This window comes from Mariniflexile sp., assembly GCF_052728615.1.
The window spans coordinates 48,638-59,724 of the sequence record NZ_JBFVFE010000026.1; the positions used below are offsets into that span (position 1 = coordinate 48,638).

The 11,087-nt window shown below is 38.7% G+C and carries 12 protein-coding genes; 2 read left to right on the top strand and 10 right to left on the bottom strand.

The features are described 5' to 3' along the window. Positions 1-153: 153 nt before the first annotated feature. The 8 genes from ACU1LP_RS11155 to ACU1LP_RS11190 all read right to left on the bottom strand — a co-directional run bounded on the left by ACU1LP_RS11155 (position 154) and on the right by ACU1LP_RS11190 (position 8,655). Complete coding sequence (locus ACU1LP_RS11155; RefSeq protein ID WP_445736295.1) at positions 154-2,454, bottom strand: multicopper oxidase domain-containing protein; 2,301 nt, start codon at positions 2,452-2,454, stop codon at positions 154-156. 34 nt (positions 2,455-2,488) lie between these two features. Beyond that, positions 2,489-3,568, bottom strand: a complete 1,080-nt coding sequence (locus ACU1LP_RS11160; protein WP_445736296.1) for a DUF3347 domain-containing protein — start codon at positions 3,566-3,568, stop codon at positions 2,489-2,491. 96 nt (positions 3,569-3,664) lie between these two features. Next, a complete protein-coding gene (locus ACU1LP_RS11165; protein WP_445735208.1) occupies positions 3,665-4,012 on the bottom strand; it encodes a hypothetical protein in 348 nt (115 codons plus the stop codon). A gap of 266 nt (positions 4,013-4,278) precedes the next feature. Beyond that, positions 4,279-5,058, bottom strand: a complete 780-nt coding sequence (locus tag ACU1LP_RS11170) for a M90 family metallopeptidase (protein WP_445736297.1) — start codon at positions 5,056-5,058, stop codon at positions 4,279-4,281. Positions 5,059-5,073: 15 nt separating this feature from the next. Then, positions 5,074-5,286 (bottom strand): heavy-metal-associated domain-containing protein, encoded by a 213-nt coding sequence (locus ACU1LP_RS11175; protein WP_445735128.1) that lies wholly within the window; start codon positions 5,284-5,286, stop codon positions 5,074-5,076. Between the two features lie 68 nt (positions 5,287-5,354). Continuing rightward, positions 5,355-7,613, bottom strand: a complete 2,259-nt coding sequence (locus tag ACU1LP_RS11180) for a heavy metal translocating P-type ATPase (RefSeq protein WP_445736298.1) — start codon at positions 7,611-7,613, stop codon at positions 5,355-5,357. A gap of 291 nt (positions 7,614-7,904) precedes the next feature. Further along, positions 7,905-8,048: a hypothetical protein gene (locus ACU1LP_RS11185; RefSeq protein ID WP_445733206.1), complete on the bottom strand. Its 144-nt coding sequence runs from the start codon at positions 8,046-8,048 to the stop codon at positions 7,905-7,907. Between the two features lie 43 nt (positions 8,049-8,091). After that, complete coding sequence (locus ACU1LP_RS11190; protein WP_445736299.1) at positions 8,092-8,655, bottom strand: DUF1599 domain-containing protein; 564 nt, start codon at positions 8,653-8,655, stop codon at positions 8,092-8,094. 161 nt (positions 8,656-8,816) lie between these two features. On the opposite strand from ACU1LP_RS11190, the gene folP reads away from it, so the two are divergent. Together folP and ACU1LP_RS11200 are read left to right on the top strand one after the other, a co-directional pair. Next, a complete protein-coding gene (folP, locus tag ACU1LP_RS11195) occupies positions 8,817-9,641 on the top strand; it encodes a dihydropteroate synthase (protein ID WP_445736300.1) in 825 nt (274 codons plus the stop codon). A 1-nt stretch (position 9,642) separates the two neighbouring features. After that, positions 9,643-10,329: a hypothetical protein gene (locus tag ACU1LP_RS11200; RefSeq protein WP_445733174.1), complete on the top strand. Its 687-nt coding sequence runs from the start codon at positions 9,643-9,645 to the stop codon at positions 10,327-10,329. Positions 10,330-10,386: 57 nt separating this feature from the next. On the opposite strand, the gene ACU1LP_RS11205 is transcribed toward ACU1LP_RS11200, so the two are convergent. Then, the gene (locus ACU1LP_RS11205) at positions 10,387-10,800 is read right to left on the bottom strand and encodes a hypothetical protein (protein ID WP_445736301.1); all 414 of its coding nucleotides are present in this window, start codon (positions 10,798-10,800) and stop codon (positions 10,387-10,389) included. A 53-nt stretch (positions 10,801-10,853) separates the two neighbouring features. Beyond that, a partial coding sequence (locus tag ACU1LP_RS11210; RefSeq protein WP_445736302.1) for a hypothetical protein occupies positions 10,854-11,087 on the bottom strand: 234 nt, incomplete at its 5' end.

Sequence of the window (11,087 nt, forward strand, 5' to 3'; positions counted from 1 at the left end):
AGATATTTTTGTCATGTACTGAAATCATTTAGTTATAAAATAATACTGTGTTCCATCGTATCAGCACATATTTAAAGAAACCGCTGCATTTTTTAAAATGTAGCGGTTTCTTATAAAATTGGAATTTAACAATCTAAATCTTAATACAATTTTTCAATAATTCAAATTAAATCCGACCCCAAAACCCATATCACTATCGTAATGTGTGGTTATCCCCAAATTTCGGGTTGCTATATACCGCAGGCCTCCCAAATACTCCTTGTCGGTATTCCACATGAGGTTCATCCGCAGCCTTGCTGTAACAGGAATATCGTTTCGCTCAAACTGCAGCCTTACATTCCCGTCCGTAAAAACCTCCGCCTGCGCTATCACCAACATTGGCAGGGTATAATTGACCCCTACACTAACCAAAGCACGTTTATCCTTGGTGTTCTTTTGTCCAAATAGGTTTTCCTCGACCTCATTATGCCCAAGTTTTCTATAGCGCCAGTCAAACCCAACAAATGGCATTAGCCATTGCATTTTTCCGATATACCGGCCTATATGGGTTTCTGTTTCATAACCTTCCATATCAGTATATCCCAAACGCCATTCGGTGCCAAAACTCCATCGTGTACTTTGGGCCATCAGTTGTCCATCATTTCCATTGGTGGCAAAATCGTTTTCTGCCATCAGGTGGAAATTCCTATCGTCGCCTTTTAGTTTCCGCAATGCAAGGTCCGGATTTGGAATCAATGGATTGGGTTCTTGGTTTTCATAACTAAAAACCCTGCCCATACCGCTCATCATATGATAGAGGATATGGCAGTGAAAAAACCAATCGCCCACTGCATTTGCCTCAAACTCGAAAACATCGGTTTCCATAGGCATAATATCCACCACATTTTTTAGCGGTGCGTAATCCCCTTGGCCGTTGAGCAACCTAAAGTCGTGACCATGCAAGTGCATCGGGTGGCGCATCATGGAATTGTTGTAAATGGTAATCCTCACTTTTTCACCCTTTTTTATCAGGATTTTATCGCTTTCGGAAATCACCTTGTTGTCCAAGCTCCAAACGTAACGGTTCATATTGCCCGTAAGCGTAAAATTCAGTTCCCTTACCGGAGCATCCTCGGGAAGCGTGGTTTTGGTGGGCGATTTGAGCATAGCGTAGTTGAGCGTTGTGATGTCTGAAAGTTCATTGCTTTTGTACATTTCTTCGTTCATCTTCATGCCATCCATTCCTTTCATTCCATCCATTTCGTCCATTTTGTGGCCATTAGGATCTTCGCCATCCATTTCCATTTTCTTGTCTTTTTCGTTATTTTCAGGACCCGTTATTTCAGGATACATCACCACGTTCATATCCATTTGCTGTAGGCTCATACTCATTCCCATCTGGTCCAGATCGCCATTCATTTTCATCATTCCGTTCATCATTTCCATCCCTTCAAAGTATTTCAGTTTTGGCAGTGGCGATGTGAGCTGTTTTATGCCTTCGCCCAAATAGATGGATGCCGATTTGGTGCGGTCTTCAGGTGTTGCCAAAAATTCAAAGGCCGTATGGTCTGCAGGAATGGTGACCACCACATCATAGGTTTCGGAAACGGCAATGAGCATTCTATCCACCTCCACAGGCTCCACATCATTACCGTCATTGGCGACCACGGTTAACATTCCGCCAGCATACGTAAGCCAAAAATAGCTGGAGGCACCTCCGTTTGAAATCCGAAGGCGCACCTTATCTCCGGCTTTTAAACCGTTAAGGGAAGTATCCTCATTTTCGCTTTTGCCATTGATGAAAAATTTGTCATAATAAACGTCGCTTACGTCCATTGCCAGCATCCGTTTCCACTCATTGTGAAGTTTTGTTTTTAGGTGTCCCTTTTTTATGGCCTCTGCATAACTTTGTGTGGTTCCTTTTTTTATGGCAAACCAGTCCGATGCATTGTGGAGCATTCTGTGTACGTTTTCGGGATTTAAATCTGTCCATTCACTCAAAACTATGGGAATGGTGGGCAAATCGTCTATGCCTTTCCTGAAGGTTTTGTCCTCCGGTCTTTTCTTCAAAATCATGGAACCATACATTCCTATTTGTTCCTGAAGCCCAAAATGGCTGTGGTACCAATGGGTGCCGTGCTGTATGATTGGGAAGGTATATTTATGGACGCTGTGAGGCGGAATGGGCATTTGGGTGAGGTAGGGAACGCCGTCTTCCTTATTGGGCAAAAACAGACCGTGCCAGTGCAGGGAAGTTTCCTCATCCAACTCATTGTGCACATAAATTTCGGCAATGTCGCCTTCCGTAAAGGTGAGCGTGGGCATTGGTATTTGTCCGTTTACGGCAATGGCGCGCTTTTCCTTACCTGTAAAATTAACAAGGGTATCGCGTACATAAAGGTCGTAGCGCACTATCTTTTGTGCCTGTAGGGAAAGCGTTCCGAGAAACAGGAGCACGATTATTATTTTTTTCATTTCGTTTTCAAAAATTAGATTTTTTTATTGAACTTTAATTTTTAGCGTCAATAGTTTCCACGGTAGAGCCACAGCTCAACATTTGAGAACCATAATAGGGATTTTTAACGGTCTTGTCCTTGCTCAACCAATTGGCATCCTGCATTGGGCAGTACTGGTAATAAAGGGTTTCATTGGCATTGTAAAAAGGAATGAGCTCGTGCATATTTTTTGACAGCACCTTGAATGTTTCCCGTTGCTTGCCAATATCCTTTGTTGCTGAAATGTTTTTTGCAGCTTCCATCAATGAAGGCATTGCTTTAGTTACAGCGGTCTGTACTTCGGCTTTCAATGATTCTATTTTCAGGGCTTTTAGGGCAGTCAACAATTCCGATGATTTTGCGGCAGCCGTTGTAGGATTGGTCTTTACCAAGGCATCTTTTACGGCAAAATAATTGTTGAACAATGCGTCCAATGGATTTGTTTCCTTCATTCCAGACATAGGCATATCCGTATGTTCTTCAGTAGATGGCATTTTCATATCCGTATGTTTTTCCGCAGTTGGCATTTTCATATCCGTATGCTTTTCAGTAGATGACATTTTCATATCCTTATGGTTTTCAGTAGACGGCATTTTCATATCTGTATGTTTTTCAGATGATGGCATAGTCATATTAGCATGTTTTTCAGATGATGGCATCGTTTTACCTTCCTGTTCCACAGGCGAGTCCATTTTTGATTCGGACATATCCATCTGCATTTTAGTGTTGTCCATAGCGATTACTGGCTCTTTTTTTAGCCTTTCATATTTGCAACATCCCGCAAGTTGCGCGTATGCTGTATCCGGTGCCAAGAATTCTTCACTGTCATAACCCGCCAAGGCAATGCGTTTCAATATTTCGTCCCGATTTGTTTTTTTGGAATCGAAGGTTATCTCTGCCATTTTGCTGTCATTGTTCCAGTTAACGCTGGCAATGTTTTTAAGGTTTCCTGCGTTTTCTATGGCCGTCTTGCACATATCGCAGTTACCGAAAATTTTTACGGTTTCGGTTTTGGGGTTTTTTATTTGGGCGAAGCCCGAAGTAACTGACAGGGCTACCGATAGCACTATCAATAGGTTGAACATTGATTTCATTTTTAATAGGATTTAAAATTGTTACGTAAGATTGAATGTTGAAAACCAGGGATTTGTTTTCAATTTGACATAATTTTGGCTGTCAGGATAAGTGTATCAGCTTAATTTTGGTGGGGACCAAATCTGGAAATAGACAGGTTTGGGCTGTTGTTTGGTGTAGTTCCAAAGGTTTTTGAAAGCAGCAAGAACAACAGCATTTGTTTCTTCCGAAGTTGTGGGGTAATTTATAGATAAGGTGGTGGTTGAAGGAGAGTGGCAGGCAAGATTTCCGCAAGTGCCGTTGCAATCCTTTCCTTGTTTGTCCTTGTTTTTATGGTTTTTGCAACAATCGCTAGTGGACTGTTCCGCGCTATCTGAACAACAGTTTTTTTCAGATTGATGGGACAAGTTGATATATGCAAATACGCCCGTTGGCACTAAAAATATGCCGAGGGTAATTATCATTATCGCTATTTGAATCTTTTTTCGCATTATTGAATAACGAGCAAATGTAATGAATAATACAATCCGTTTTTCTATTTGGTATTTCCAGCACTTAAATTTAAGTTTTATTTGCGTTTTCCATACTTTTTTTTGTATCCATTTAAAAATCAACCGTCTAAACATTTAAATGAGGATTTTTAATTTGGCGAACGCTATTAGATTAAATAGTTCTCAAAACCCTAAATACCGCTCATTCTTCCTTACTAATTCTATCTGTTAAAATCCGTCTAATTAACATTGGCTGATTTTTGGTTAAAACATTTAACCAACATTCTATATAGGTCCGGATGTTTCTTTTTAAGCAAATCTGGACGCTCGAAGAAATATTCCGAAGCTACCGCAAAGAATTCTGCCTGGTTTGTGCCCCCGTATTTTCGGATATCAGAATGATTTTTATTTATCGCTTCCATTTCCTTATGGATCAAATTCAGCCAAGGGATTGCATATTGATGTTCCAATAACCGTTCTGGCACGCCGTCTGTTTGGCCATCCATTTTATCTATTAGGTGCACGAATTCGTGGATGCCCGTATTGCTTTTATCGGTTGTGTTTTTAAACCCGTGGTACAATGCTTTTTTTGATAAAATCATTTGTTTTTCAAACCGTCCGTTTCCAACTATTCCACCAATATTTCTCGATTTATCCTTGCTGCCAAATTGCATATCCTCATTAAAATTATCTGGATATAAAAGGATGCCACTTAAATTGGTGTAATGCCATTCCTTAAAGCCAAAAACCGGAATCACGGCACTGGCCGCAACCAAGATTTTGTCCAACTCTTCCAATTCAAACTCCACACCATCAATATACACCTCGCTCACAAATTGCATCATTCGTTGTTGAAAAACAAGTTGCCTATCTTTTGAAAGATTTTGATAATAGAGAACATTCTCCATTAACAATTTGTGCCAATGCTCCGGAAAAGGCTTTACGCCCTGCCGTTTCGCTATTCTATAAAAATGAACAGCAAACAGCAGAATCACGACAAAAATTAAAATATAGACCATCTAAAAACGAACGTATTAATTTACAGCTTCCGCTTTAAAGCCTATTTTTTGCAAGGTGGCCTTTATAGCTTCTTCCGTAGCACCATCGCTTTTTATGGTCAGGATTTTATCTGGGTTGGCGGTATCCACTTCCCAACTTTCAACACCTTCTTGCTTGTTTAAAAAAGGGGTAACTTTTGATACGCACCCACCACAATTGATATTTGTCTTAAATTTTAAGGTTTTCATTTTATTTGAATTTATGATTAATAATAGAGGTCATTTCGAAAGACAGTCAAATCGTCCAAAACAGTCCCTTAAAGTTTTACTCGTTTAAGCCTTAAGCTATTGGCAACTACAGATACGCTACTGAAAGCCATAGCCGCTCCTGCAATCATTGGGTCCAATAAAAAGCCATTTACTGGATACAGAACGCCTGCTGCAATCGGTATTCCAATGATGTTATAAATGAATGCCCAAAACAGGTTCTGGCGGATGCCCAATACGGTTCTTTTTGACAGTTCCAACGCTTTTGGAATGGATTGCAGATCAGAGGTTATCAGTGTCATTTTTGCGACGTCCATTGCGATGTCTGAACCTTTTCCCATGGCGATACTTACGTTGGCCTGTGCCAAAGCGTGGGAATCGTTGATGCCGTCGCCAACCATAGCGACTATCTTACCATTAGCCTGTAGTTTTTCAACAAAAGCCGCTTTGTCCGAAGGCATTACTTCTCCTTGGAAATTTGGTATTCCTACTTGTTTTGCAACCGCTGATGCGGTTTTATTATTATCCCCGGTAAGCATATAGACCTCGATGCCTCTTTCCTGAAGGGTTGCTATAGCCTTTTTTGAGGTTTCCTTAATCTTGTCCGCAATGGCGAGTATGGCCAGTACTTCTTTTTCATTCCCAAAGAATATGACCGTTTTCGCTTGCTCTTCGAGACTTTCTGCTGTTTGCATCAAGGAAGCGTCGATTTGAATATTTTTCTCAAGCATTAATTTATGGTTCCCCACGTAGTATTGTGAACCATTTTCTGTTTGGGCTTTTACACCCATCCCTGTAATACTTTCAAAAGAAGCAATTTCAGCTTGTTCAATATTTTCATCTTTTAAATGGTTGACAACCGCTTCTGCCAAGGGGTGTTCCGATTGCGCTTCGATTGCCAAAAGAATTTGCTTGTATTGATTTTGATTTTCAAGTTCATCCTTCCAAAGTATATCCGTTACCAAGGGTTTTCCTTCCGTAATGGTGCCCGTTTTATCAAGAATGACGGCATTCACTTTATAACCGAGTTCCAGACTTTCGGCATCTTTTATAAGGATATTGTTTTCTGCGCCCTTGCCAATACCCACCATTATGGCAGTAGGTGTTGCCAATCCCAAGGCACACGGGCAGGCGATTACCAATACTGCTACAGAAGTCAATAAAGCTTGCGAAAATGCATTCTCCCCTCCTACTGACATCCAAAAGATAAATGTAATAATAGATATAGCCAAGACAACCGGAACAAATATTCCAGCAATTTTATCGACCAATTTTTGAACGGGTGCCTTACTTCCCTGTGCTTCCTGAACCATTTTAATGATTTGGGATAGCAAGGTTTCCCCACCTACTTTTTCAGCAATAAATTGAAAACTACCTTTTTGGTTTACCGTACCCGCAAATACTTTTTCATTCTTTGTTTTTTCAACCGGAACGGGTTCTCCTGTAATCATACTTTCATCTACATACGAGCTGCCTTTGGAAACTTCGCCATCCACAGGAATTTTTTCTCCCGGTCGTACCAGAATGGTCTGACCCACTTGCACTGCCGAAATAGGGATTTCCTTTTCTTCCCCATTCTCAATAATTTTCAGCGTTTTTGGTTGAAGTCCCATCAGCTTTTTAATGGCCGAAGAGGTATTTGACTTTGCCTTTTCCTCCAAGAGTTTCCCCAAGGATATAAAGGTTATGATTACGGTAGCCGCTTCATAATAGACGTGGGGCTCGATGCCGCGGCCCAACCAAAATTCAGGAAAAAAGGTATTGAAGACACTAAACAGAAAAGCGATTCCGGTACTCAAGGCCACCAAGGTATCCATATTCGCCTTACCGTGTTTGGTCTGTTTGAAAGCATTGATGAAAAAGCTGCGCCCGAACCAAAAAAGAATCGGGAAGGTCAATACCAACGAAATCCACTTTCCGGGTTCCCACTGCATATAGAACATTCCCAACACAAAAATAGGGAGCGTAAGGATGGCCGACCAGAGGGTGCGGTTCTTTATATCTTGATAATGCTTTTGCTGAAGTTCCTGTTGTATTTCTGACGGGTTCTCGGCATCAATGATAATGTCATAACCTACCTCACGTAACGCATTTTGTAGTTTTTCTTCTGTAAGGGTATCATCGTAGTCCACAAGTACCGAACTGCTCGCGAAATTAACGCTGGCACTATTTACGCCGTCAGTATGCGAAAGGATGGATTCAACACTCGAGGCGCAGGATGCACAGGTCATTCCCGTAACAGGAAATGATCTTTTTATTCCCTGTTTATGGTTCTTTTCTTTGGTTTCAAAAACGTTAGTGGTTTGCATAATCCTATTCTTATTTCTACCCTGCAAATTTCAGAGGTAAAGAACTTAATTTTGTTACGTTATATGCTGAATGATTTGTAGAATATCCTCATTTTACCCTCTTTGGTTCAAAAAATTTGATAGTAATGATTCTTAAACAATTAAAGGTGATTTCTAAAAATCATTTTTTTCATTCCAAAGAATTCATTTTTAAAACAATATCTGTTTGATATTTAGCTTTTTTAGTTAAGGTATTTAATCTGACTATTTGCCCATATCGGAACAGATTGTATATCAAATTAATCCGTCCGATTATTCCAGTTGCACCACGGTTCCGATCGATTTCAATTTATGGCCATTCTCCCGATAGCTATCGGGATTGCTCCATAAACCCAAAAACGTGCTCATCCCTGGCCTGCGACCTTGATTTTTAGGTGTTGCTTTTCGTTTGACCATCGATCGGCGGTCTGTTTTTGTCATGTCATGTACTTCAGGGTTTTTAATTTGTTTTTTTGATTACTGCCTGCTTTTCCTCAAGCAATATCATGGCAAATACCGCATAATTAATCATATCCTGATAATTAGCATCCACACCTTCACTTACCTGTGTATTCCCTTCATTGTTCTCGATGGATTTTACTCGCAATAATTTTTGCAAAATTAAATCCGTTAAACTACTTACACGCATGTCGCGCCACGCTTCACCATAATCATGGTTTTTGTCCTCCATCAGTTTTTTGGTAATAGCTACTTGCTTTTCATATAACCCGGTAGCTTTATTGACTGACAAATCAGGTTGCTCCACCACACCTTTTTCCAACTGGATCAAAGCCATGATGCAGTAGTTTACAATGCCCATAAACTCGCTAACTTCCCCTTCATCCACCTTTCTAACGGCATTTTGCTGAAGTCCACGAATGCGTTGTGCTTTTATAAAAATCTGATCGGTGAGCGATGGTAAACGCAAGATGCGCCATGCACTTCCGTAATCGGACATTTTTTTAATGAATAAACTTTTACAGGTAGCTATAACGGCATCGTATTGTTTTGAGGTATCTTGCATAAAAAACTGGTAATTTTGTGTAAATTTCGCTTAAATAGTTCAAAGTTCAAAAGTTTCTACAATTTAAAGTTTCATGTTTCGGATTCAATGTTTCAAGTACATGCAAATTTTTAGATATTTAACTTAACTTTGAACTTTAAACCTAGAATTTAGAACTACAAATGACCATTAATTGCAAAGGAAAGCCCATCGACCTATCATCTCCAAAAGTGATGGGGATTTTAAATGTTACTCCAGATTCGTTTTATGATGGGGGCATTCATAAAAACCAAGCTGCTATTTTAAAGCATGTGGAATTGATGCTGAATGAAGGTGCTACGTTTATTGACATAGGTGCTTACAGTTCTAAACCAAACGCCGATTTTGTAAGTGAAGACATTGAACTTCAACGTATATTACCCATAGTTGCATTGGTTCTGAAAAATTTCCCAAAAACTTTAATTTCCATTGATACTTTTAGGAGCAACGTTGCCAGACAATGTATTGAGGTTGGTGCGGCCTTAATCAATGATATTTCTGCGGGGAAATTAGACGAAAACATGTTGCAAACCGTTGCTAATTTGCATGTTCCTTATATTATGATGCACATAAAAGGTACGCCACAAACCATGCAACAACACACCACTTACACTAATTTGATCAAAGACATTTTATTTTATTTTTCTGAACGAATGGCGGCGGCAAGAAGTTTGGGAATTGTGGATATGATTGTTGATCCAGGTTTTGGGTTTGCAAAAACGTTGGAGCAGAATTATGAGTTACTCAATCATTTGGAATTATTTAAAATGATTGAAAAGCCCATTTTGGTAGGAATTTCCAGAAAATCCATGATCTACAAAAAATTGGATACCACGGCCAATGAAGCACTGAATGGCACCACCGTTTTAAATACCATCGCCTTGCAAAAAGGCGCATCCATATTGAGGGTGCACGATGTGAAAGAGGCCATGGAAACCATCAAATTAGTCGAATCCTTAAAAGCCTAACATGCGCTATATTTTTATTTTTTGTTTATCTCTGTTTATTTTTTCCTGCGGAAAAGAAAAAGTTTTACAACTTCCTGAAATAGCTCATGCTGATATTTCAGAAATCAATGATGTCTCTGCCGCTTATTTGTTTTATGATGAAACACTTCCAGACAGCATTGAACTCAATAGAAAAAATTTGATCAGTACCACCAATTGGCTGGTAAATGTTGATAAGCGATTAACGTTGAAACAAGCCATTCCAAAAATAAAGTTTCTTCAAGAGAAAAAGAAGACATCTGAACATAAAAACGAAAGTGCAAAAAACTATTATACTTGCAATGATACCAGCAAAAAGACTTTAGGGTTTACGGAGTTTACGGATGTGGTTTATCATAATGAGCCATTTAATGACTATGTCTCAAATAATTCAGGTTTGGATTTCTCCAATAAAATGAAAATTGAATTTAAGTCTTCCGAAGAAATTTACTTAGAATTTCCGCTTTTTGATTTAAGTTCTTTGGTTTCAAAAAAATCCAAGGTTATTAATGACATCAAACTTGTTTTGGCAAATCAATTGGACTCTGTTGACATCATATTAAATTTCAATAAAAATTTAACATTTCAAGAATATATTTCCTTTAAATCCATGCTTTCAAAATTAGATTTAAAAAATGTTACCATATCAAATAACGAATTCATTTTTTAATTAGCTGCAACAGACCTCACAGGTGGGGTGTCAATTATGCAGCTTTTTCAATATTTTTCATCTCCCTTTTTTCTTTATAAAGAGCTGTTCTTTTTTAAACAAACTCTCTCCAACATTTTTATCGCTCCATTTTTTTACATCTTTGTTTTTTATGTTTTCCAAGGCTGTTTTTAATTCTTTAATCTCTCCATTATTGGTTAAACAAGATATGGATAAACAAATATCCGACACCCCAATTGTTTTATTTAATTTGACAACTTCTTTGTATTTCCCAAAACAGGATTCAATGATGTCCGAACTACAGACGACTTGCTGGTTCGTATTGAATTTTGCGGTTGTAATTTCAAAGTAGTTTCTCATTCTTTCTGCTATTATCAGCCCTTTTGGGCTCTTTAATTTTTCTAAATCTAAAAGACATTCACTTATTTGGGCTTGGTTAAAATGATTTGTTTTTAACTTTTTTTGTATCAAATTTAATGTGTCCAAAATCAATAATGTGTCTATTATAAAGGCTTTGTAATTTATTAAAAAAGTAACTTTTTTAATTCTTGGGCGTTTAATTTTTCATCTTGTATCAATCTTAAAGTCTTTTCTCCCCAAACAAACAGAGGTGCCAGATTCATAAACCTACTTATTGTTCTTTGGTTTGGCGGTATCAAATGAGCAACTTTGCTCAATGATAATTTTCCTCTCAACCCTGATAAATGCTTGGTACAACTCTCAAATACAGGGTCTTTTTCATAAACACTTTTTATAAA